The following is a 22,896-nucleotide window of genomic DNA, read 5'->3' on the forward strand; positions in this document are numbered from 1 at the left end:
GCCCATGCGTCCGTTGCGCGCCAGGCCCGTCCCGCATCACCGTCAGACTCAAGCGCTGACGCGTGGCAGCTGGATCGCCCTGTTCGCCATGTTGATGATCTTCATCGGTCCACTGATTTCTCAGTCGATGCCGATGGATCAGCACGCCTCGACGTCGATGCCAATGAGCATGGACATGTCGATGGACATGCCCGGCATGGATCACAGCGGCCATGACGCCCAGCCTGCTGCCGAGCATTGCCCGCCGCAATCTTCGCATCACGTGCTGTGGGAAAAGTGCGGCTATTGCAGCCTGCTGTTCAATTGCCCGGCGCTGACCGGCGGCGGCGATTTCGTCGCTTTCAACATCCCGCCACCCAACACCTTCACCCCACCCTCCCCGCGTCTGGGCCATGCCCGCCAACCCTTCTTCCCCGGCGCCCGCACCCGCGCCCCGCCCATCGCCACGTAAACACGCACCTCTGATTGCACACGGTTGAGAAGACAGCGCCAGGCTGCCGACCGTGGTGTTTACGACTGTTCGATGGAAATTGTCATGTCCAGGTTTACTGCTGTCCCCTGCGCGGAATCTGCCCGCGCGCACTTTGCCCTGAACGAATCGCGGATTCGTTGCAGGCACGCTATTGCCGTCCTTTGCGGCGTACTGCTGACACCGCTGGCGCTGGCCGACGCTCACGCCGGCCATGAACATGAACTGAGCCCGACGGTGATCACTGCCATCGCCCCGAGCTCGCCACTGACGATCGTCACCAACCCCAAGGATCCGCGCCAACCGGTGCCGGCCAGTGACGGCGGCGATTACCTGAAGACCATTCCCGGCTTCGCTCTGGTGCGCAATGGCGGCACCAACGGCGATCCGGTGCTGCGCGGCATGTTTGGTTCGCGGCTGAACATCCTCACCAACGGCAGCATGATGCTCGGCGCTTGCCCTGGACGGATGGACGCGCCGACCTCGTACATCTCGCCGGAAACCTACGACAGCCTCACGGTGATCAAAGGCCCGCAAACCGTCCTGTGGGGTCCGGGCGCATCGGCCGGTACGGTGCTGTTCGACCGTGAGCCGGAGAACTTCGGCGAACTCGGCACGCGCGTCAACGCCAGCCTCCTGGCCGGCTCGCATGGGCGTTTCGACAAGGTTGTCGACGCCGCTGCCGGCGGTCCTCTGGGTTACGTGCGGGTGATCGGCAACACTGCGCATTCCGATGACTATCGCGACGGCAACAACGACATCGTCGCCTCGCGCTACGACAAGTGGAACGGCGATGTCGCACTGGGCTGGACGCCGGATGCCGACACCCTGATCGAACTCACCGCCGGCAAGGGCGATGGCGAGGCGCGGTATGCCGGGCGCGGCATGGACGGTTCGCAATTCCTGCGCGAGAGCCTCGGTCTGCGCTTGGAAAAATCCAACATCAGCGAGGTGCTGGAAAAACTGGAAGCGCAGGTCTACTACAACTACGCCGACCATGTGATGGACAACTACACCCTGCGCACCCCGTCCGGCACCGGCATGATGGCGGGACCGATGGCGTCAAACGTCGACCGTCGTACCCTCGGTGCACGGATCAAAGCAACCTGGCGCTGGGCTGATGTTCAGCTGATCACCGGCCTCGACGCACAGACCAACGAGCACCGTCAGCGCAGCTCAATGGGCATCGATACCTACAAGGACCTGCCGTACAGCAAGGACGCCGATTTCCACAATTACGGCGTGTTCAGCGAAATGACCTGGTACGCCGCCGAGCGTGATCGCTTGATCACTGGCGCCCGTGTCGACCGTGCTTCGGCGAAGGATTACCGGCAAACCACAGGGTCGGGGATGATGTCCCGCCCCAACCCGACCGCCGACGACACCCGCGCCGACACCCTGCCCAGCGGCTTCATCCGTTACGAGCATGACCTCGCCGATAGCCCGACCACGCTTTATGCAGGCCTCGGCCACGCGCAACGCTTCCCGGATTACTGGGAGTTGTTTTCGCCCAAGTCCGGCCCGGCAGGATCGGTCAATGCGTTCGACTCGATCAAACCGGAAAAGACCACGCAGTTCGACTTCGGCGTGAACTACAAGAGCGCCGACCTCGAAGCCTGGGCCTCGGGTTACATCGGTGTGGTACGCGATTACATCCTGTTCGACTACACGCCGGGAATGATGGGCATGAGCACCTCGCGCGCCGAGAACATCGACGCGCGGATCATGGGTGGCGAACTCGGAGCTGCCTACAACCTGACCGACCACTGGAAAGCCGATGCGACCCTGGCCTATGCCTGGGGCAAGAACAGCAGTGACGGCTCGGCATTACCGCAGATGCCGCCGCTGGATGCGCGCTTCGGCCTGACCTACAGCGAGGCCAAGTGGAGCGCCGGCGCATTGTGGCGAGTGGTCGCCGCGCAGCACCGCATCGACGCGAACAAGGGCAACGTGGTCGGCAAGGATTACGCCCAGAGCTCGGGCTTCGGCGTGTTCTCGCTCAACGGCGCGTACCGCATCAACCAGCACTGGAAGGTCAGCAGCGGCGTCGACAACCTGTTCGGCAAAGCCTACGCCGAACACCTGAATCTGGCCGGCAATGCCGGGTTCGGCTATCCGGCCAACGACCCGCAAGCGCTCAATGAACCGGGGCGCACGCTCTGGACCAAAGTGGATATGAGTTTCTGACACCCACCCATGTAGGAGCGAGCCTGCTCGCGAAGACGGCGCCACGGTCGGCATTGATATCGACTGAACAACCGCTTCGCGAGCAGGCTCGCTCCCACAGGTAAACAGACAACGAAAAGAACCAAGCCAAGCGGAGCACACGTGATGCAAAAGCCTCAATCCAATTTCTACAACCTGGCCTGGCGCTGGCATTTCTATGCCGGGCTGTTCGTCGCGCCGTTCATGGTGATGCTGGCCCTGACCGGGATCATTTATCTGTTCAAACCGCAGCTCGATTCGCTGATGTACAGCAGCCTGCTCGAAGTACCGGCCGGGCACCACACGGTGCCGGCCGATGACTTGCTGCAACGGGTGACAAGCGCTTACCCGCAAGGTCAGGTCACTCAGTATCTGCCGCCGGTAAATGCCGAGCGCAGCGCGCAATTCGTGGTGAAGAACGCCGGTCATGAACTCAACGTGTTCGTCGATCCGTACCACGGCGACATCCTCGGCGAGCAGGATGCCAAGCAGAATCTGCAAGCCATCGCCCGTGCGATTCACGGCGAATTGATGATCGGCACGGTCGGCGATCGCCTGATCGAAATGGCCGCCGGGTGGGGCGTGGTGCTGGTGGTGTCGGGGCTGTTTCTGTGGTGGCCGCGCGGTCAGGCGGCGGGGATTCTGTGGCCGCGCCTGAGCAGACGCGGTCGGGTGTTGTGGCGCGACCTGCATGCGGTCACCGGTTTCTGGGGCGCGACATTGTTGCTGGTGATGTTGCTCAGTGGCATGACCTGGACCGGTTTCTGGGGCAAGCAATACGCGCAAGTGTGGAATGTGTTTCCGGCAGCGATGTGGGACAACGTACCGACCTCCGACATCGAGGCACGCAGCCTCAACAGCGCCACCCGCCAGACCGTGCCATGGGCGATGGAAAATACGCCGATGCCGATGTCCGGCGACCACGCCGAACACATGAATCACGGCAATGCCCATGCCGGCCCCGCAGCACCCGCCATCAGCCTGCAGGACGTGCAGAACATCGCCAGTGAACGCAAGGTTGAACCGGGCTACAGCATCACCCTGCCGACCACCGCCACCGGCGTGTTCACCATTGCCGTGTTCGCTGATGACCCGCGCAACGACGCCACCCTGCACGTCGATCAGTACACCGGCAAGGTCCTCGCCGATGTCCGCTTCGAGCACTACGGCACCGTCGCGCGCGCCACGGAAATCGGCGTGATGCTGCACGAAGGCAAGATGTTCGGCACCTTCAACCAGATTGTCGTGCTGCTGATCTGCCTGATGATTCTGCTCAGCGCCGTCAGCGGCGTGGTGATCTGGTGGAAGCGTCGGCCTGAAGGCAAATTCGGTGTGCCGCCGCTGCGCCATGACCTGCCGAAGTGGAAAACCGGCGTGGCGATCATGCTGGTGCTGGCGGTGGTGTTTCCACTGGTGGGGGCGTCGCTGGTGGTGGTCTGGTTGCTCGACCGGTTTCTCGTGCCCCGACTTGGCGAGCGTTCCGCGCAGGTGCAGCGTTGATGTGACGGGCGCGGGCCGTTGCGGCGGCCCACGCCTGTTCATTCATTTCACTTACAACTCGTCGCGCAAGCGCACGGTTCCGGGTGTCGGGGTCTGCTGACGACGGCTTCGCCAGGTAGTGTTCATGCGGCCGGTCTGGCGCCAGTAATAACCGCCGATCAGCACCCGAAACTCACCCAGCGCCATAAGCCGCGAAAGAAACTCTCCAGGGCTCAGCCGGCTGATCCAGCGTCCGCCCTCGAAAGTGGCTGAGCGGGTCAGCAACAGATCTCTTTCCGCCCTTGAATACACAGGTGTGTACTTGAGCAGCACATCGTGCGGCGTTGAATAGTAGTAGTGCAGGATATGCACGCCTTTTTCCGTGGGTGCATGGGTGTGCGCATGCACCAGCGAAGGCGCAGCGTAATTGGCATAGACCTGATCCACGTCCGCCGCCAGCGTGGTGTTGCCCGAGACATGCAATTGATGGGTGGCCATCACCGAGTAACCCTCGGGATAACGCGGCGCCGGATCGCGCCAACTGACAGCCGGATCCGCGACGGTACGCAGTATGCGCAACAGCGGATTGTCCTCGTTGGCCAGATACACGATCGGCTCAAGCGGAACGAAGCGAAGGCTGGACGGGTTCGCCAGAATCGCACTCTCATAACCGGTGCCTATTACCGCCTGGCCGGCTACCCGCCCATGAACATGGCAGGCGGCATCATCGGGATGATGAAAGACAGGTCCCAGCGCTGGCGCCGGATGCTCGCGCCAGCGTTGCTCACTGGACACCTCGGTCAGCCGTGGCTGCCAGTGTTCATCCACCTGACCATGCCGCGACCAGTATTCACTGGTTTCGATTACCTCAAGTCGACCGGCATGAGCCATCCGTTGGACATAGTCGACAAATCTGAACGTACCGCTGGCAATGCCCCGCTCATCGACCGCCGCTTCCACCTTCGACACAAAGGCATTGGGGCGCAGTTGCACTTGCCCGAACTCATCGTAGAAAGTGCCGGGCTCGAATGCATGCAGTTGCAATTTCAACAACGCGCCATCGGCGCAGGAGAAGTAGATCGGCCGGTAACCCTGGGGCGTGTTGGCCCAGGCGCAGGCTGCCTGGACATCGTTGGGCACCAGAAAAAAGTGCCGTACGTCGTCCGGCCGCGCGCCCAGCGGTGGCAGCGCTGCTCGCAAGTAAATGGCGTTCAGATTGAAACCTGACGGCAGCTTGCCCTGCTCGAAAACCCGATCCAGCGCCAACCCCGAACGCTGCACCGCAACTGGCAGAGTGGACACGAACAGACCCTCCGGGCCGTTCAAAACGTAGCCGAAGGTCTGCGTATCCCTGCTCAACGACAGTTGATGAGCGTACCGCGCGGCAGCGTCTGCCTGGATGAACAGCGGGCTGCCGACCGGGCTGCTCAACGCCTTGTCATAATCGGCGGCCGGCAACAGATCCCCGGAGTATGGTGCCCACTGGATAATCTGGCGCGGTTGCCCCCAGATCGCGCTTGCGGCGACCACCCACAGACGTCCGGCCCTGGCCAGCTCGTTCACCCATTCGACGGGTTTCAATTGCCGATTGCGCAAGCGCTGTCTTATCGCTTTTGCATCGACGACGGACAGCCGCTCGCCCTGATCAAGCAGCTGCGAAAGCAGTTCGGCTTGCGGCCGATAGCCAATCACCGCGCCATCCGGACAGAACAGGTATTCATCCCGTGGGGCGGGTGTATAGCGAATCAGCGAACCGTCCGCCGCCACCCGGTATTCCTCTTTGATGCCGCGTTTGTTGAACGCCGACTCCAGCACCTCGACCGAAAACACGTTCTGGTACACCTGCCTTTGCACAGGCGCCAAGACCAACGATACCTCTTGGGCAACGCGCGATCGGTATCGCGCTGCGATGCGACAACCCGCAGGAAACAATCCGGCTGCGCGACTTTCCTCAGGGCAGATATCGGTGAAATCAAAATCCTCATGGCTGACTTCAACAGGCACTGTGGCAACGTAGCGCTTGTCGACCGTCTCCAGAATCAGCCCGCCATGCACCCTGTCGGTCACCAGAGGCACGAGTGTCCTGGCGTGGACGGCCGCGTCGTCAGCCGTCAGAAAAACCGGACCGAGCCGGCGCCGTTCGAGATTTGCGTACGGTTGCCAGGTGGCTGGCACCAGCCCCGCTCGGTCCCAGCACAGACCGGTGCGCATGACGGACAGCTCGCCGCTGCTGGCGACCTCATGGATAAAGTCGGTCGGTCGGCGGACTCCAGCGGCCAGATCGCTTTTGATCTGTTCAAGCGTGCGCTGGGACGAGGCGTCATGAAACAGTTTGCTGGACTTGCTCCACACATATTTGAGCAAAGCACCATCGCGCACGGCGATATAAAGCGCTGCGGGCACGTCCGGCACCATGACCGGGCGCCGGCCGCCGTAATACATCGAGGCTGTCAGGTGGTCCGGCGAGATGAAGTAATGCGCCAGCCATTCATCCGGGCTTTTCGTCGGATCACCGGCTCGTTGCGACGCATAAAAATTGCCGTGCAGTTCGAAGCCCTCGGGCAACGCATGCCAGGGCTCTGAGGGCAGGTCGGCGAAAACCGAATCGAGCCTGAACAGATTTTTGCCTTGATCACTGACGGGCACCAGCTCGGTAGCCACATACTCTGGCCGGCTCTTGTGCCTGAGAATGAAGCCGAAGTACGCGCGCGTTTCGCCCTGTGGACGAAAGTCCCCCATGCATCGATCCCGTGCAGCCTCATCCGCCGAGGGAAAAATCGCGCCGAATGCCACACCTTCCAGGCGTTTCCAGGGCAACGGCAACGTCAGCGGCGGCAACGGTATTTGCGGCTGCGGGAGTGGCGTGGGTTTGGGCAGGATCGGCTTGTCTCTGTCCGGCTGGGGATACAGAAGCGGCGGCAGTTGCACCACCGGCAACTGCGGCACGGGCAAAGGCGCGGGCGTGGTGCGCAGCGACCAGGTAGCCGGCACCCGCCCGCGATAGCCCCACAGTTCATTATCGATCAGAACCGTTAAACGTCCGGCCGCTGCCTGTTCACGTATGAAGTCCTGCGGGCGTTTACGGCCGCTGTCCAGTTCCAGCGCCAGGGCGCCCGGATGCTGGCGCGTGCCCAGGCGCCGAGCCAATTCCGTGGAGCCCGCAGATCCGATGACCTCATACCTGACGAGACTGTCCGGCGCCGCGCTGACATACAAGGCAATCTCGTCGAGCAGGACTTGCCTGACCTCCGCCACACTCAACATCTGCAAGCTCACAGCCGCTTCCTGATACGCCCAGCCAAAAAGCTCCGTATCCACCGGCAACAGTTGTGACAGCGCCGTGTGTGAGACGTAACGGGCGTGCAGCGCATGGTCGTCGGGAAAGACCGGACGCCCATGATTGTCCATCGGATAAAGCCTGCCCTGACTGAGCGTGTCGATATCTCCCGGCAACGGTTCGGTCACCACGAAACGCTTGTCGCTGCGCTGAAAAACATACCCGGCGTACGGTTTGTCACGGCGCAGGCCGGCGAGTTCATGGGCATGACGAGCGGCATCATCGGCGCACAGAAAAGCGTCGCTCAATCGCGGCCAGGGGAAGTTCGCGAAGGGTTGCCATTGCAGATCCACCGGCCCCAGATGCGCCCACAGCGCACTGCCGCGCACGACCTCCAAGGTGCCAGCCAGTACCAGCATCGAGACAAATGCGCGGGTATCCAGTGTGCCGGCCAACAGCCTTGCCTGCAGACCATTGTCACTGACCGTGCCGTCCGACTGCGTAACGCTCAGTGCCGCTTCGATCGAATCGCCGCTGAAGCGGTACTTCAACATCGCATGATCCTGCGCCCGCATGTACAGCGACAACGCATGTCCCGCTTTCGCCAGATGTTTGCTGCGGGCATTCGCTTCGATAGCGACGGCGATCTCCCGGGGCGTGAAGAAGTTCTCGTAGAGCCACGGCTGAGCGGGTGGAAACTGCGCAGGGTCGGGCCGCGAGGCGAAGTAGAAGCCCTCCAGCAAATAACCCCTCGGCAGCTGCAATTGCCCTTGGGCATCAACCGGAAATATTCGCTCAGGATCCCATGCAGCCAGCCCGGCCGGGCGCGCATGGGTGGCGACATACTCCTCGCCAATCAATTTTTTCAATATCAGGCCCGTCGTCTGTGCGCCTCTGGATTTCAAGGCGGCAAGCACGGCGCGTTCGGCATTGACGCATACCCGGGTCATCAGCGGCAGTTCGGTGACCGCACCCTTTGAAAACGACGCCCCGGCCTTCCAGTCCGCAGGTACGCGCCCCACCGAGTAGCCCCAGTCGGCATTCGAAACAATGACTTTGAGTTCACCCACGGTCGCCAGCTTGTTGATCACCGCCATCACGTCATAGGCCCCCGCCGGATGGCCCGACGGCCCGCCGGACTGCTGCCAGAGGAAGTAGTCGCGTTCCTCGGGCGAGCCGCTCGAGACGTATTTGAGCAAGCTGCCATCCGGGCCTGAAAGGTAAGCGCTGCGGAAAAAATCCCGCGCCGACACATCGCCAATGAAATCGCCGCCTGAATAGAAGCTCATGAACAGCCTGAGCAGGGTTTCATCCTGACGCCGATTGCCATTGCGGAACTGGTCATGTATCGGCGGATGGCTGTGTACGCTGGCGATACATCGGTAGCCCAGCGGATGGAGCATGCCGCCAAGGGCATCGGTCTGCACAATCGTGCCGAAGTCGAAGCGCGTGGCTTCACCTGCGATGGGAGAGGTGGCGAGGAATTTCCCGTCCGGTCGCAGCAGGATCACGCTGCCGTACTCTTTGTCCGGGTTGAGTGGAATTCGTGTGTGCACCCAATAGGCGGCGTCTTCTTCAGTCAGAAAAGCCGGGCTCAGTGGGGGCAGCTTGAACGTTGCTGAAGAACTTGCGGTACGACCGGATCGGCCTGAGACATGACTCATAAAAACCTGCGCTGAGAATCGGATGAGCAACTGAGTGTGGCCCGTCGGTTTTCTCGAGCTGTGGTACAGGGTTATCGCTTTTGTATCCGCATCTGAGTGCCAGCGGGCGCCCCAATCTGGCGCAACTCGACGCACCATCGGCCGCCTGCCGTCCCCTCCTGGTGCACGCATTCAGCACGCAAGCGCTCTGGCACGACATTTTCTTGCCTGAACGCGACCGGGCACAGCCTTTGCAAAACACAGCTTCAGTCGTCCGCATCTGCCAACCAGAAAAAATCGAATGTTCATGGAGATCGCACAATGAAGCGTCGCAGTTTGATCAAGGCTTTCACACTCACGGCATCCATTGCCGCGATGGGCATGACCTGGACTGTCCAGGCCGCCGAGACCATCAAGGTCGGGATTCTGCATTCGTTGTCCGGGACCATGGCGATCTCCGAAACGTCGCTCAAGGACATGGCACTGATGACCATCGACGAGATCAACGCCAAGGGCGGTGTGAACGGCAAGATGCTTGAACCTGTTGTCGTTGACCCTGCATCGAACTGGCCGCTGTTCGCCGAAAAAGGCCGGCAGTTGCTGACCCAGGACAAGGTCGCGGTGGTGTTCGGCTGCTGGACCTCGGTATCGCGCAAATCGGTATTGCCGGTGTTCGAAGAGCTCAACGGCCTGCTGTTCTACCCGGTGCAGTACGAAGGCGAAGAGATGTCGCCGAACGTCTTCTACACCGGCGCCGCGCCGAACCAGCAAGCGATCCCCGCCGTTGAATACCTGATGAGCGAAGAAGGCGGCAGCGCCAAGCGCTACTTCCTGCTCGGCACCGACTACGTCTACCCGCGCACCACCAACAAGATCCTGCGCGCGTTCCTGCACTCCAAAGGCGTGGCCGACAAGGACATCGAAGAGGTCTACACGCCGTTCGGTCACAGCGATTACCAGACCATCGTTGCCAACATCAAAAAATTCTCCGCCGGCGGCAAGACTGCGGTCATCTCCACCGTCAACGGCGACTCCAACGTGCCGTTCTATAAAGAGCTGGCCAACCAGGGCCTGAAAGCCACCGACGTACCGGTGGTGGCGTTCTCGGTCGGCGAAGAAGAACTGCGCGGCATCGACACCAAACCGCTGGTGGGCAACCTCGCGGCGTGGAACTACTTCGAGTCGGTGGAAAATCCTGCGAACAAGAAATTCGTCGCGGACTGGAAAGCCTATGCGAAGAAACACAACCTGCCGGGCGCCGATAAAGCCGTGACCAACGACCCGATGGAAGCCACCTACGTCGGCATCCACATGTGGGCGCAGGCGGTCGAGAAAGCCAAATCCACTGACGTCGACAAGGTTCGTGAAGCACTGGCCGGGCAGACCTTTGCTGCGCCGTCCGGTTACACGTTGACCATGGACAAGACCAATCACCACCTGCACAAGCCCGTGATGATCGGCGAAATCCAGAGCGACGGGCAATTCAACGTCGTGTGGCAGACCGAAGGCCCGATCCGCGCACAACCGTGGAGCCCGTTCATTCAGGGCAACGACAAGAAGCCGGATTATGCGGTGAAGAGCAACTGAGTCACCGGATGTCAGTCTCGCGCCTGGCGTGAGGCTGATGCAATTCCCTGTGGGAGCGAGCCTTTGTGGTGAGGGGATTTATCCCCGATGGTTGCGAAGCAGCCCCAAAGCCATCAGTCGCGGTGTATCAGATCGATCGCGTCGACCGATATCACGACTGCTTCGCAGCCGAACGGGGATCAATCGCCTCGCCACAAAGGCTCGCTTCCACAATGTCCGCGTCAAGGCGACTGACTATGCCCACTGCCCTTTTCCGATTTATCTGTGCCATCGCACTGTTGCTGCCACTCCTGGCCCACGCCGGCGACGCCGAAGACTTCGTCGCGGCCAACCCGATGCAACAGGCCAAACTGCTGGAAGCCTGGGCCGCGCAGCCCGATCCGGCGCGTATCGAATTGCTCAACGCCCTGCAACAAGGCGAACTGACGATCGACGGCCAAGCGAAAACCCTGCGCCTGAACAATCGCCTGCGGGGTCTGATCGACACCGCAATGGCCAGCCATCAATTGCTCGCCGCTGACAGCAAAATCCGTCTGAGCGCCGCGCAGCAATTGCAGAAAAGCGCGAAACCCGCGCAGCTGAAATTTCTCGACCGGCAACTCGCTGGGGAAAAAGACCCAAGCGTCCACGCCGCCCTGAGCCTGGCGCTGGCCAATCTGCAACTGGTCGACAGCGACCCGGCGGTGCGCCTCGCGGCGGTACGTCTGCTCGGTGAAACCGGCGACCCGCTGGCACGCACGCGTCTTGAAGGCCTGCTCGAGCCCGGCATGGAAAGCGATGCCGGCGTGCGCACCGCCGCCGAAACCAGCCTCGCTCAGGTCAAGCGCAAGCTGCTGATCGGCGAAGTGCTCGGCCAGGCCTTCAGCGGCATGTCGCTGGGCTCGATTCTGCTGCTCGCGGCCCTCGGCCTGGCGATCACCTTCGGCCTGCTCGGGGTGATCAACATGGCGCACGGCGAGATGCTGATGCTCGGCGCCTACTCGACCTACGTGGTGCAGTTGATGTTCCAGCGTTACGCGCCGCAAGCCATCGAGTTTTATCCGCTGATCGCGCTGCCGGTAGCGTTTTTCGTCACCGCCGCCATCGGCATGGCCCTGGAGCGCACAGTCATCCGCCACCTTTACGGTCGGCCACTGGAAACCCTGCTCGCGACCTGGGGCATCAGCCTGATGCTGATCCAGCTTGTGCGTTTGTTGTTCGGCGCGCAGAACGTTGAAGTCGCCAACCCGGCGTGGTTGTCCGGCGGCATCCAAGTGCTGCCCAATCTGGTGCTGCCGTACAACCGCATCGTCATCATCGCTTTCGCATTGTTCGTGGTGGTGCTGACCTGGCTGTTGCTGAACAAAACCCGCCTCGGCCTCAACGTCCGCGCCGTCACTCAGAACCGCAACATGGCCGCCTGCTGCGGCGTGCCGACCGGGCGCGTGGACATGCTCGCCTTCGGCCTCGGCTCGGGCATCGCCGGCTTGGGCGGCGTGGCGCTGAGCCAGATCGGCAACGTCGGTCCCGACCTTGGCCAGAGCTACATCATCGACTCGTTCCTGGTGGTGGTGCTCGGCGGCGTCGGCCAACTGGCCGGTAGCGTGCTCGCCGCATTTGGCTTAGGGATCGCCAACAAGATTCTCGAACCGCAGATCGGTGCGGTGCTCGGCAAGATCCTGATCCTCGCGCTGATCATTCTGTTCATTCAGAAACGTCCGCAAGGCCTCTTCGCACTGAAAGGACGGGTGATCGACTGATGAACCAGCCTCTGTTAGTCACGGCCACACAAAAGGCCGGGCCGAAAGTCACGCTCGCGGTCGGCGGGGTGATCCTCGCGCTGCTGATCGTTCTGCCGCTGCTCTCGTTGTTGTCGCCGGACAATGCCCTGCACGTCTCGGCCTACACGCTGACCCTGGTCGGCAAAATCCTCTGCTACGCCATCGTCGCTCTGGCGCTGGATCTGGTCTGGGGCTATGCCGGCCTGCTTTCGCTGGGCCACGGCCTGTTCTTCGCCCTCGGCGGGTACGCGATGGGCATGTACCTGATGCGTCAGGCGGCCGGCGATGGCTTGCCAGCGTTCATGACTTTCCTGTCGTGGAGCGAATTGCCGTGGTACTGGACCGGCACCAGCAGCTTCCTCTGGGCGATGTGTCTGGTGGTGCTGGCGCCGGGGTTGCTGGCGCTGGTGTTCGGCTTCTTCGCCTTCCGCTCGCGGATCAAAGGCGTGTATTTCTCGATCATGACCCAGGCCCTGACCTTCGCCGGCATGCTCCTGTTTTTCCGCAACGAGACCGGTTTCGGAGGCAATAACGGCTTCACCAATTTCCGCACGATCCTCGGTTTCGGCATCACTGAGCCGGGCACGCGCGCGGTGCTGTTTCTGGCCACGGTGTTGCTGCTGGTGGCGAGCCTGTTCATCGGCTGGCGCCTGGCGCAAAGCAAGTTCGGTCGCGTGCTGACGGCGTTGCGCGATGCGGAAAACCGTTTGATGTTCTGCGGCTACGACCCGCGCGGTTTCAAGCTGTTCGTCTGGGTGCTGAGTGCGGTGCTGTGCGGTCTGGCCGGAGCGCTTTATGTGCCGCAGGTCGGCATCATCAACCCCAGCGAAATGTCTCCGACCAACTCGATCGAAGCGGCGGTGTGGGTCGCCCTTGGCGGGCGCGGCACGCTGATCGGGCCGCTGCTCGGTGCCGGCGTGGTCAACGGCATGAAGAGCTGGTTCACCGTGGCCTTCCCGGAATACTGGCTGTTCTTCCTCGGCGCGCTGTTCATCGTCGTGACGTTGTACCTGCCCAAGGGCGTGATCGGTCTGCTGAAGAAACGAGGTGAACAATGAGAGTCACAGCGAGTGCTGAATTCATGCTGGAGCCGGCGTTTTTCCCCGTGGAACCGAACAAGGACGAAGGCACCAGCCGCGACTCGATCGGCCTCGGCCAGCGCGTCGGCCCGGGCCTCGATACGCGTCACGGCACGATCCTCACCCTGGAGGACATCAGCGTCAGCTTCGACGGCTTCCGTGCGTTGAACAATCTCAACCTGTACATCGGCGTCGGCGAACTGCGCTGCATCATCGGCCCCAACGGCGCGGGCAAGACCACGCTGATGGACGTGATCACCGGCAAGACCCGGCCCAGTCACGGCAAGGCCTGGTTCGGCGAAACCCTGGACCTGACGCAGATGAGCGAAGTGCAGATTGCCCAGTCCGGCATCGGCCGCAAGTTTCAGAAGCCAACGGTGTTCGAAGCCTTGAGCGTGTTCGAAAACCTTGAGCTGGCGCAGAAGACCGACAAGTCGATGTGGGCGAGTTTGCGTGCACGCCTGAGCGGCGAACAGAAGGACCGCATCAGCGAAGTGCTCGAGACGATTCGCCTGACCACCTCGGTCAATCGCCAGGCCGGCCTACTGTCCCACGGCCAGAAGCAGTTCCTCGAGATCGGCATGCTGCTGATGCAGGACCCACAACTGCTCCTGCTCGACGAACCGGTGGCGGGCATGACCGACGCCGAAACCGAGTTCACTGCCGAGCTGTTCAAATCGCTGGCGGGCAAGCATTCGTTGATGGTGGTCGAGCACGACATGGGCTTTGTCGGCTCGATTGCCGACCACGTCACCGTGCTGCACCAGGGCAGCGTGCTGGCCGAGGGCTCGCTTGAGCAAGTGCAGGACAACGAGCGCGTGATCGAGGTCTACCTCGGCCGCTGAACATTGCGAATACAAAACCTGTGGGAGCGAGCCTGCTCGCGAAAGCGGTGCATCAGGCGATGAACATGCTGAATGTCACACCGCATTCGCGAGCAGGCTCGCTCCCACAGGGTTCTGTGTGCAACAGAAGGAATTCGAACATGCTGCAAGTCGACAAGCTGCATCAGTACTACGGCGGTAGCCACATCCTGCGCGGCCTCAGCTTCGACGTGAAAGTCGGCGAAGTCACGTGCCTGCTCGGCCGCAACGGCGTGGGCAAGACCACTCTGCTCAAATGTCTGATGGGCCTGCTGCCGGCCAAGGAAGGCGCGGTGAACTGGGAAGGCAAACCGATCACCACGTTCAAACCGCATCAGCGTGTGCATGCCGGTATCGCCTACGTGCCGCAGGGCCGTGAGATCTTCGGGCGCCTGACGGTAGAAGAAAATCTGCTGATGGGCCTGTCGCGCTTTCCAGGCTCAGAAGCCAAGGAAGTTCCAGGTTTCATCTACGAATTGTTCCCGGTGCTGCTACAAATGAAGCAGCGCCGTGGCGGCGATCTGTCCGGTGGTCAGCAACAGCAACTGGCGATCGGCCGGGCATTGGCCAGCCGCCCGCGCCTGCTGATTCTTGATGAGCCCACCGAAGGCATTCAACCGTCGGTGATCAAGGAAATCGGCGCGGTGATCAAGCAGCTCGCGGCGCGCGGTGACATGGCGATTCTGCTGGTCGAGCAGTTCTACGACTTTGCTGCAGAACTGGCCGATCAATACCTGGTGATGTCGCGGGGCGAGATCGTTCAGCAGGGTCGCGGTGAAAATATGGAGGCCGAGGGTGTACGCGGGCTGGTCACGATCTAACGCGCCGGTCTAATCTGTAGCTTCCTAACGATAATCACAAACCATGAATTCGATTGTTGCACCTGCCCTGTTTACCCCGAGCTGGCACGCCGAGCTGGAACTGGCGTACGCGCGTTTCGGCGATTGCACGCGTCCGGTCATGCGCCGTCACCTCGGCCCGCTGCGCGTGCAAAAGCATCTGTACGCCGAAGGCCCGCAAGTCTGCCAGCACATCATCGTCCATCCGCCGGGCGGAATTGCCGGTGGTGATCGGCTCGATATCAGCGCCCGCGTCGAACACAACGCCTGGGCGCAAATCACCAGCCCCGGCGCCGCCAAGTGGTATCGCGCGGGTGGGCCGGCGTATCAACAGCTCGACTTGAAAGTCGCTGCCGGTGCGACACTGGAATGGCTGCCGCAGGAAACCATCGTCTACAGCGCCGCGCAGGCCGAGTTGACCACAACGATCGAGCTTGAAGGCGATGCGCGGCTGTTCTACTGGGACGTGGTGGCGCTCGGTCGGCCGGCCAGCGGCGAGCGTTTTGACCTCGGGCATTTTCAGGCGCACCTGGACATCCGCCGCGACGGTCGGTTGCTCTGGCACGAACGGCAGCGCATTGTCGGCAACGATGGTTTGCTCGACTCGCCAATCGGCCTGGATGGGCAACCGGTGTTCGCAACGATGCTGGTGACCGGTGAGATAGACGCCGAGTTGCTGGAGCGCTGCCGCTCGCTGGGGCATGGGGTACGCGGGGATCTGACGCAATTGCCGGGACTGCTGGTGGCTCGTTGCCTGGCCAGTGAGGCGTTGCTCGCCCGCGCCTGGCTCATCGATTTGTGGCGATTGCTCAGACCTGCGCTGCTGGGGCGCGAAGCTATCGCGCCAAGAATATGGAGCACCTGAAACCCCGACCCTCACCCCCCGCCCTCTCCCGGAGGGAGAGGGAGCCTGACCGAGTCGTCTGAAATAAATTTATCTGCCTGAACGAATATTGCTGACTGAATTGGCCATTGAAAACAACCAAGATCAGTCCCCTCTCCCTCGGGAGAGGGCTAGGGTGAGGGGCTGCTCCAACTGGCACCCCACACTTCTCGAGAGCCACCCGAATCTGCCCTGATGGAACCCGAACCATGGACCTGACCCCACGCGAAAAAGACAAGCTGCTGATCTTCACCGCCGGCCTCGTCGCCGAGCGGCGGCTGGCCCGTGGCGTAAAACTCAACTACCCGGAAGCCATGGCCTACATCTCCGCCGCGCTGCTGGAGGGTGCCCGCGACGGCCAGACCGTGGCCGAGCTGATGCACTACGGCACCACCCTGCTCAGCCGCGAACAAGTGATGGAAGGCATCCCGGAAATGATCCCGGAAATCCAGGTCGAGGCGACGTTCCCCGACGGCACCAAACTGGTCACCGTTCACCAGCCGATCGTCTGAGGCCGCGCCATGACTTACGCCATTCGCGATGCAACCCGGGCCGACCTGCCGGCGATCCGCGACATCTACAACGACGCCGTGCTCAACACCACGGCGATCTGGAACGAACAAGCGGTCGACCTCGGCAATCGCCAGGCATGGTTCGACGCGCGTCAGTTGCAGGCGTACCCGATTCTGGTGATCGTCGACAGCCACAACGCGGTGCTGGGTTACGCCTCGTTCGGCGATTGGCGGCCGTTCGACGGTTTCCGCCACACCGTCGAACACTCGGTGTACGTGCGCAGCGATCAACGCGGCAACGGCCTCGGCCCGCAACTGATGACCGCGTTGATCGAACGCGCCCGCGCCTGCGGTAAACACGTCATGGTCGCTGCCATCGAGAGTGGCAACGCCGCGTCGATTCGCCTGCACGAGCGCGCCGGTTTCAGCATCACCGGGCAGATGCCGCAAGTCGGCACCAAGTTCGGCCGCTGGCTCGATCTGACCTTCATGCAGTTGACCCTCAATCCCGGCGCACAGCCGCCGGATACTCACAAGGAGTGATGTCGATGAACGCCGCCCAGTTGCGCCGCGTCAACGCTGAAAGCTTTGCCCACTATCGCCAGGGCCTGATCGATCTGCTGCTCGACGCCGTCGGTTACGGCGCCAGCGTCGGTTTTATGGCCGACCTCGATGAGGTGCAGGCGCGCGCATATTTCGATGAGGTGCAGGACAACATCAACAAGGGCAGCACGCTGCTGTGGGTGGTGGTCAAGGACGAGCAGGTGCTGGCCAGTGTGCAATTGTGTCTGTGCCAAAAGGCCAACGGTCTGAACCGCGCCGAAGTGCAGAAGCTGCTGGTACGCGAAGACGCCCGGCGGCGTGGCCTCGGTCAGCAACTGATGCAGGCGCTGGAACTCGAAGCGCCCAAGCACAAGCGCGGCATGCTCTATCTCGACACCGAGGCCGGCTCGCCGGCGGAAGATTTCTACAAGGCGCTGGGCTACGTGCGCGCCGGCGAAATCCCTGATTACGCCTGCGACCCCAACGGCACCTATCGCCCGACCGCGCTCTATTACAAAGTCCTGCAAGGAGCCCAGCGATGATTCCTGGCCAATACCAGATCCAGCCCGGCGACATCGAACTCAACGTCGGCCGTCGCACCCTCAGCCTGAAAGTCGCCAACAGCGGCGACCGGCCGATTCAGGTCGGCTCGCATTTCCACTTTTTTGAAACCAACGACGCGCTGACCTTCGATCGCGCCGCCAGTCGCGGCATGCGCCTGAATATTCCGGCGGGCACGGCGGTGCGCTTCGAGCCAGGGCAAAGCCGTGAAGTCGAGCTGGTCGATTACGCCGGGCATCGCCGGGTGTTCGGCTTTGCCGGCCGCATCATGGGTGATCTCTAAACAACACGGTGCCCGCTCTGGCCCCTTCGCGAGCAGGCTCGCTCCCACATGAGAACGCGATCAAATGTGGGAGCGAGCCTGCTCGCGAAAGCGAGTAATGCGAGCGATTTCAGACCCAATTGAATCTCAAGGCATGCCCATGAAAATCTCCAGACAAGCCTACGCCGACATGTTCGGCCCCACCGTCGGCGACAAGGTGCGCCTGGCCGACACCGAGCTGTGGATCGAAGTCGAAAAGGACTTCACCACCTACGGCGAAGAAGTGAAATTCGGTGGCGGCAAAGTCATCCGCGACGGCCAGGGCCAGAGCCAATTGCTCGCCGCCGAAGTGGTCGACACGCTGATCACCAACGCGCTGATCATCGACCACTGGGGCATCGTCAAGGCCGACGTCGGCCTCAAGAACGGGCGCATCGCCGCGATCGGCAAGGCCGGCAACCCTGACGTGCAGCCCAATGTGACCATCGCCATCGGCGCCGGCACCGAGGTGATTGCCGGCGAAGGCATGATCCTCACCGCTGGCGGCATCGACACGCATATCCACTTCATCTGCCCGCAGCAGATCGAAGAAGCGCTGATGAGCGGCGTCACCACCATGATCGGCGGCGGCACCGGGCCTGCCACCGGCACCAACGCCACCACCTGCACCTCCGGCCCGTGGCATCTGGCGCGCATGCTCCAGGCCGCCGATGCTTTCCCGATGAACATCGGCCTGACCGGCAAGGGCAACGCCAGCCTGCCGGAGCCGTTGATCGAACAGGTCAAGGCCGGTGCCATCGGTCTCAAGCTGCACGAGGACTGGGGCACCACTCCGGCGAGCATCGACAACTGCCTCAACGTCGCCGACCAGTACGATGTGCAGGTGGCGATCCACACCGATACCCTCAACGAATCCGGCTTCGTCGAAACCACCCTTGGCGCGTTCAAGGGCCGCACCATCCACACCTATCACACCGAAGGTGCCGGTGGCGGCCACGCGCCAGACATCATCAAGGCCTGCGGCTTTGCCAACGTGCTGCCAAGCTCGACCAACCCGACCCGGCCGTTCACCCGCAACACCATCGACGAACACCTCGACATGCTGATGGTCTGCCATCACCTCGACCCGAGCATTGCCGAAGACGTCGCCTTCGCCGAAAGCCGGATCCGCCGCGAAACCATTGCCGCCGAAGACATCCTCCACGACCTCGGCGCGTTCTCGATGATCAGCTCCGACAGTCAGGCCATGGGCCGCGTCGGTGAAGTCATCACGCGCACCTGGCAGACCGCCGACAAGATGAAAAAACAGCGCGGCCCGCTGCCACAGGACGGCGCAGGCAACGACAACTTCCGCGCCAAGCGTTACATCGCCAAGTACACGATCAACCCGGCAATCACTCATGGCATCAGCCATGAAGTCGGCTCGATCGAAGTCGGCAAGTGGGCCGATCTGGTGCTCTGGCGCCCGGCGTTCTTTGGTGTGAAGCCGACGCTGATCCTCAAGGGCGGTGCGATTGCCGCCAGCCTGATGGGCGACGCCAACGCTTCGATTCCAACACCGCAACCGGTGCATTACCGCCCGATGTTTGCCAGCTACGGCGGCTCGCTGCACGCCACCAGCCTGACCTTTATCAGCCAGGCGGCGCAGGAGGCCGGATTGCCAGAAGCCTTGGGATTGAAGAAGCAGATCGCTGTGGTGAAGGGCTGCCGCGACGTGCAGAAAACCGACCTGATCCACAACGACTATCTGCCGAACATCGATGTCGATCCACAGACCTATCAGGTCAAGGCCGATGGCGTGTTGCTGTGGTGCGAACCGGCGGAAACGCTGCCGATGGCGCAGCGCTATTTTCTGTTCTGATGAAGGCGTGCGCTGAATACGGACGCGCAGGTCCGTATTCAGTCGCGATCGCTCAGGCAATCACGGGAACAGTTTCGCGATGTCCGCATCGCTGTAGTTGTAATCGATGCGTAACTCGGTTCCCGCCGGAATGTCTTCGGTAGCGAAGATGGCGTTGAGAATGAAGTCTCGGGTGACCAGTTCCTTGCCTATCCACTGTTGCGCTTCGACATCGAACGGGACGAACTCGACGTTGTAACCCTCCGTAGCCTGACGAACTGGTTTGCCCGTGGCGTCATACCAAAAGCGCGTGTTGATCCGGGAAATAATCGTGTCACCGACCAGCGCGAATTCGTAGGGGATCAAATATCCAGGCCCTGGTTGATAACGGACGCCGACCTTCATGGTGTATGACTGCTGGGGCAGCGGCACAAGACGTCCCGGCATGATCGCGCCAGCATAGACACCGACCACCTCGCCTCGGGTGATGCGCCGGTTGGCGACCACCATTGACTGGCCGACCAGGGCCTGCTCTCCGGGCACCGTCATGTCGGCCTCGGTGAACAATCGCCATTGCAGCTTTTCTTCATACAACCGCGCGACATGCTCGTAGGCGCCAAACTTGATGTAGGGCTTGATCTGCTCGGAGGTATAACGGCTGCCGTCTTCGAAACGCGCCAGGGTCTGGAGCTTCTTTATCCTGACAGGCCGGCCGGCCATGTCCCGGAAAGGGTATTTGCCGTTATTGGCACGGTCGTAGACCCCGGGCCGATTGGCAAGGAACGAAAACCGCGTTTCGCTGCGCATCGCACGCAATTCGTCAGCGGTGAAGGGTTTGACGGGCATCGACTCGGACGCCAGATAAAAATGTTCCTGCGTTGCACCGCCATCGTCGGGCAGCTCCTCAACGGCAGACTCATAGTCTTCATCGCTCTGGCGCGCCACCCTGCGGCTTTTACCCGGGACAGCGGCAGCGTCCGGCGACGCGCCGGACTCTTCAAGCGCGTACCAGTGCTTGGTCAACGGATCGTAGGCAAGCACAGGGCCGGACGGCTGCAGCTCGCTGGACAATCTGGCCCGATGCAGACCGGTCTCGGCATCGACGCCGATCAGCACCGTACCACCGCCCTGCAGGTCCGCGTATTGGCGTCCTTTGAATACGCGAAACCCGTCAACGTCCGCTTGCGGTAGAGGGGCTGTCGAGGCAATCAGGTAACGCTCCAGAGCCGAGGTTTTAAGCTTCGGGACGAGACCAGATGTAGACGGCGTCGGGTCGACGTGCACGCTGTGCGGGGCAACTGCAGTTTCCATTTGCTGCGTGTTGCTGCCGGGCTCACTGGCATCGGGCGGGGTCTTGCGAATGAACGGACCGGGGGTCACGTGCGGCGACTCGATACCGTGCGTGGCGGAATCCCGGGATGTGCGCCCAGGGGTGGTGATATCGACTGCGCCCGGCTTGGGCGGCTTGGGTCTGACTGGCATTGACAGGCTTCCTTGCAAAGATTGCGCAGCGCTGGCCAGTCTGGCTGGCGCTACGACCGTCGGCATCCATTGCCAACATGTGCCCGGAAAACTATCAGACCATCCTGCCGGTTCATACCGGACGAAACACCCGCAAACATTAATCAGGCGGGAGCGGGCCGGCACGTGATGAGGCCTGCTAGGACCTCACGGCCTCAAACAATTCATTCGACCACCAACCGCCCCAAACGCTGGCGCAACATGCGGTTCTCGGCACGCAACTGCTTCACCTCGTCCAGCAGATCCAGCGCCAGCGCCACGCCTTCCCACTCCAGTTCCAGATCACGGCGCAGCTTGGCGGCGCGTTTGGCCAAGGCCAATTCGTAATCGGTGAAGCGCCATTCCCGGGGCTGCGCACCCTGAGGTTCGAGGATGCCGTGCTCGACGATTTCGATCACGTAGACGTCCGACAAGTCGGCCGCCTCACAGAATTCTGCCAGGTCCAGTTGAACGATCAGGGGGCTGCTCATGATGGGCTACTCCGTCGTCGGGTTCAGAAGTTCTCTCGCGGATTGAAGGCGGCTTTCTTCGCCAGTTCCTGCCACAGCGCCTTGACCTCATCGTCGGAGGCTTTGGGCATCACGGCCTTGAGCTGCACGAACAGATAACCGCGTTCGCCGGCCTTGTTCAGCAGGCCATGGCCCTTGGCGCGCATGCGCTGGCCGTTCTGGCTGCCGGCCGGGACCTTGAGGTTGATCTTGCCGGTCAGGGTCGGCACGGCCACTTCAGTGCCCAATGCCAATTCCCACGGAGCCAGGGGCAAGGTGATGATCACGTTTTCTCCTTCGACATCGAATTTCGGGTGCGGCGCAAAACGAATGGTCAGGTACAGGTCGCCATTCGCCCCGCCACCGATGCCCGGTGCGCCCTGGCCCTTCAGGCGAATCCGCTCGCCGTCGGTGACGCCGGCCGGAATCTTCACGTTCAGGCTCTTGCTGGTGTTGCTGACATGCTGGCCGTGCGCGTTGTATTGCGGCACCTGAAAGGTGACTTTCTTCGATTCGTTCGACAGGGTTTCTTCGAGGAAGACCGGCAGTTCCATTTCCACGTCTTGCCCTCGGCGTCCGCGTGATTGGCGGCTCTCGGCGCCACCGAAACCGGGGCCGCGATTGCCGAAGATCGAACTGAAGAAGTCCGAGAAGTCGCCCGTGTCGCCACCCCCGCCACCGAAGCCGCCACGGCTCTGCCAGCCCGGTGGGCCCTGAAACGGCTGACCGTGCTGGCCATAACGGCGCAGTTCGTCGTATTCGGCGCGCTTGTCGGCGCTTTTCAGCGCTTCATAGGCTTCCGAGGCATCCTTGAACTTGGCCTCGGCGTCTTTTTCCTTGCTGACATCGGGGTGGTATTTGCGCGCCAGCTTGCGATAGGCCGCCTTAATGGCCTTGTCGTCGGCTGTCGGCTCCACGCCGAGTATCTTGTAATAGTCTTTGAAGTCCATGGAAGGATCACCATCCGTTATCGATTTCGCGCCGAGACCAGCATGCGCCGATTGGCACGTGCCGGGTTGACCGATCTCAAGTTTGTGACCGGGTGGCGCCGCAGAAGTTTATCGGCAGTGGACGGCGGTTCTTGC

Annotated in this window: 18 protein-coding genes; 14 read left to right on the forward strand and 4 right to left on the reverse strand. The window is 61.9% G+C overall.

Features of this window, described 5'->3' with window-relative positions; genetic code table 11:
• Positions 1–4 precede the first annotated feature (4 nt).
• The 3 genes from J2Y39_RS18830 to J2Y39_RS18840 all read left to right on the forward strand — a co-directional run bounded on the left by J2Y39_RS18830 (position 5) and on the right by J2Y39_RS18840 (position 4,174).
• Complete coding sequence (locus J2Y39_RS18830; RefSeq protein ID WP_076565498.1) at positions 5–451, forward strand: DUF2946 domain-containing protein; 447 nt, start codon at positions 5–7, stop codon at positions 449–451.
• Positions 452–535: 84 nt separating this feature from the next.
• The gene (locus J2Y39_RS18835) at positions 536–2,656 is read left to right on the forward strand and encodes a TonB-dependent copper receptor (protein WP_310219152.1); all 2,121 of its coding nucleotides are present in this window, start codon (positions 536–538) and stop codon (positions 2,654–2,656) included.
• A gap of 144 nt (positions 2,657–2,800) precedes the next feature.
• Positions 2,801–4,174 (forward strand): PepSY domain-containing protein, encoded by a 1,374-nt coding sequence (locus tag J2Y39_RS18840; RefSeq protein WP_310219155.1) that lies wholly within the window; start codon positions 2,801–2,803, stop codon positions 4,172–4,174.
• 51 nt (positions 4,175–4,225) lie between these two features.
• Here the strand turns inward: J2Y39_RS18840 and J2Y39_RS18845 are convergent, their stop codons facing one another.
• Positions 4,226–9,094, reverse strand: a complete 4,869-nt coding sequence (locus J2Y39_RS18845; protein WP_310219157.1) for a DUF4329 domain-containing protein — start codon at positions 9,092–9,094, stop codon at positions 4,226–4,228.
• A 300-nt stretch (positions 9,095–9,394) separates the two neighbouring features.
• On the opposite strand from J2Y39_RS18845, the gene urtA reads away from it, so the two are divergent.
• From urtA to ureC, 11 genes are all read left to right on the forward strand, one after another.
• Complete coding sequence (gene urtA, locus J2Y39_RS18850) at positions 9,395–10,660, forward strand: urea ABC transporter substrate-binding protein (protein ID WP_056787644.1); 1,266 nt, start codon at positions 9,395–9,397, stop codon at positions 10,658–10,660.
• Between the two features lie 236 nt (positions 10,661–10,896).
• A complete protein-coding gene (urtB, locus tag J2Y39_RS18855; RefSeq protein WP_310219158.1) occupies positions 10,897–12,399 on the forward strand; it encodes an urea ABC transporter permease subunit UrtB in 1,503 nt (500 codons plus the stop codon).
• Positions 12,399–13,478: an urea ABC transporter permease subunit UrtC gene (gene urtC / locus J2Y39_RS18860; protein ID WP_056787639.1), complete on the forward strand. Its 1,080-nt coding sequence runs from the start codon at positions 12,399–12,401 to the stop codon at positions 13,476–13,478. The genes urtB and urtC overlap by 1 nt, the downstream gene beginning before the upstream one ends.
• A complete protein-coding gene (gene urtD / locus J2Y39_RS18865) occupies positions 13,475–14,344 on the forward strand; it encodes an urea ABC transporter ATP-binding protein UrtD (RefSeq protein ID WP_409037435.1) in 870 nt (289 codons plus the stop codon). Before urtC ends, urtD begins: the two co-directional genes overlap by 4 nt.
• A 140-nt stretch (positions 14,345–14,484) precedes the next feature.
• A complete protein-coding gene (gene urtE / locus J2Y39_RS18870) occupies positions 14,485–15,183 on the forward strand; it encodes an urea ABC transporter ATP-binding subunit UrtE (RefSeq protein WP_016771889.1) in 699 nt (232 codons plus the stop codon).
• Positions 15,184–15,226: 43 nt separating this feature from the next.
• Positions 15,227–16,066 (forward strand): urease accessory protein UreD, encoded by an 840-nt coding sequence (locus J2Y39_RS18875; RefSeq protein ID WP_310219159.1) that lies wholly within the window; start codon positions 15,227–15,229, stop codon positions 16,064–16,066.
• 227 nt (positions 16,067–16,293) lie between these two features.
• On the forward strand, positions 16,294–16,596 hold the full coding sequence (gene ureA, locus J2Y39_RS18880) for an urease subunit gamma (RefSeq protein ID WP_003221215.1): 303 nt from the start codon (positions 16,294–16,296) through the stop codon (positions 16,594–16,596).
• A 9-nt stretch (positions 16,597–16,605) separates the two neighbouring features.
• Entirely contained in the window at positions 16,606–17,139 is a 534-nt protein-coding gene (locus J2Y39_RS18885; protein ID WP_150638237.1) for a GNAT family N-acetyltransferase, read from the forward strand.
• A gap of 5 nt (positions 17,140–17,144) precedes the next feature.
• Positions 17,145–17,681, forward strand: coding sequence for a GNAT family N-acetyltransferase (locus J2Y39_RS18890; protein ID WP_310219162.1), 537 nt, complete (start codon positions 17,145–17,147; stop codon positions 17,679–17,681).
• The gene (locus tag J2Y39_RS18895; RefSeq protein WP_095180936.1) at positions 17,678–17,983 is read left to right on the forward strand and encodes an urease subunit beta; all 306 of its coding nucleotides are present in this window, start codon (positions 17,678–17,680) and stop codon (positions 17,981–17,983) included. The genes J2Y39_RS18890 and J2Y39_RS18895 overlap by 4 nt, the downstream gene beginning before the upstream one ends.
• 139 nt (positions 17,984–18,122) lie before the next feature.
• Positions 18,123–19,823: an urease subunit alpha gene (ureC, locus tag J2Y39_RS18900; protein ID WP_310219166.1), complete on the forward strand. Its 1,701-nt coding sequence runs from the start codon at positions 18,123–18,125 to the stop codon at positions 19,821–19,823.
• 60 nt (positions 19,824–19,883) lie between these two features.
• Here the strand turns inward: ureC and J2Y39_RS18905 are convergent, their stop codons facing one another.
• From J2Y39_RS18905 to J2Y39_RS18915, 3 genes are all read right to left on the reverse strand, one after another.
• The gene (locus J2Y39_RS18905) at positions 19,884–21,284 is read right to left on the reverse strand and encodes an SET domain-containing protein (protein ID WP_310219168.1); all 1,401 of its coding nucleotides are present in this window, start codon (positions 21,282–21,284) and stop codon (positions 19,884–19,886) included.
• A gap of 203 nt (positions 21,285–21,487) precedes the next feature.
• Positions 21,488–21,793, reverse strand: a complete 306-nt coding sequence (locus tag J2Y39_RS18910) for a chaperone modulator CbpM (protein WP_016771896.1) — start codon at positions 21,791–21,793, stop codon at positions 21,488–21,490.
• 23 nt (positions 21,794–21,816) lie between these two features.
• The gene (locus tag J2Y39_RS18915) at positions 21,817–22,761 is read right to left on the reverse strand and encodes a DnaJ C-terminal domain-containing protein (RefSeq protein ID WP_310219170.1); all 945 of its coding nucleotides are present in this window, start codon (positions 22,759–22,761) and stop codon (positions 21,817–21,819) included.
• Positions 22,762–22,896 lie beyond the last annotated feature (135 nt).

This window comes from Pseudomonas sp. 2957 (assembly GCF_031456345.1).
GTDB lineage: Bacteria > Pseudomonadota > Gammaproteobacteria > Pseudomonadales > Pseudomonadaceae > Aquipseudomonas > Aquipseudomonas siliginis.

Excerpts from the sequence above, each read along its gene's own strand:
- J2Y39_RS18910 (WP_016771896.1), bottom strand. The coding sequence starts at position 21,793 with ATGAGCAGCCCCCTGATCGTTCAACTGGACCTGGCAGAATTCTGTGAG.
- J2Y39_RS18885 (WP_150638237.1), top strand. The coding sequence starts at position 16,606 with ATGACTTACGCCATTCGCGATGCAACCCGGGCCGACCTGCCGGCGATC.
- ureA (WP_003221215.1), top strand. The coding sequence starts at position 16,294 with ATGGACCTGACCCCACGCGAAAAAGACAAGCTGCTGATCTTCACCGCC.
- J2Y39_RS18830 (WP_076565498.1), top strand. The coding sequence starts at position 5 with ATGCGTCCGTTGCGCGCCAGGCCCGTCCCGCATCACCGTCAGACTCAA.
- J2Y39_RS18895 (WP_095180936.1), top strand. The coding sequence starts at position 17,678 with ATGATTCCTGGCCAATACCAGATCCAGCCCGGCGACATCGAACTCAAC.
- J2Y39_RS18890 (WP_310219162.1), top strand. The coding sequence starts at position 17,145 with ATGAACGCCGCCCAGTTGCGCCGCGTCAACGCTGAAAGCTTTGCCCAC.
- J2Y39_RS18875 (WP_310219159.1), top strand. The coding sequence starts at position 15,227 with ATGAATTCGATTGTTGCACCTGCCCTGTTTACCCCGAGCTGGCACGCC.
- J2Y39_RS18905 (WP_310219168.1), bottom strand. The coding sequence starts at position 21,284 with ATGCCAGTCAGACCCAAGCCGCCCAAGCCGGGCGCAGTCGATATCACC.
- urtB (WP_310219158.1), top strand. The coding sequence starts at position 10,897 with ATGCCCACTGCCCTTTTCCGATTTATCTGTGCCATCGCACTGTTGCTG.
- J2Y39_RS18835 (WP_310219152.1), top strand. The coding sequence starts at position 536 with ATGTCCAGGTTTACTGCTGTCCCCTGCGCGGAATCTGCCCGCGCGCAC.
- urtA (WP_056787644.1), top strand. The coding sequence starts at position 9,395 with ATGAAGCGTCGCAGTTTGATCAAGGCTTTCACACTCACGGCATCCATT.
- ureC (WP_310219166.1), top strand. The coding sequence starts at position 18,123 with ATGAAAATCTCCAGACAAGCCTACGCCGACATGTTCGGCCCCACCGTC.
- J2Y39_RS18915 (WP_310219170.1), bottom strand. The coding sequence starts at position 22,761 with ATGGACTTCAAAGACTATTACAAGATACTCGGCGTGGAGCCGACAGCC.
- J2Y39_RS18840 (WP_310219155.1), top strand. The coding sequence starts at position 2,801 with ATGCAAAAGCCTCAATCCAATTTCTACAACCTGGCCTGGCGCTGGCAT.
- urtD (WP_409037435.1), top strand. The coding sequence starts at position 13,475 with ATGAGAGTCACAGCGAGTGCTGAATTCATGCTGGAGCCGGCGTTTTTC.
- urtC (WP_056787639.1), top strand. The coding sequence starts at position 12,399 with ATGAACCAGCCTCTGTTAGTCACGGCCACACAAAAGGCCGGGCCGAAA.
- J2Y39_RS18845 (WP_310219157.1), bottom strand. The coding sequence starts at position 9,094 with ATGAGTCATGTCTCAGGCCGATCCGGTCGTACCGCAAGTTCTTCAGCA.
- urtE (WP_016771889.1), top strand. The coding sequence starts at position 14,485 with ATGCTGCAAGTCGACAAGCTGCATCAGTACTACGGCGGTAGCCACATC.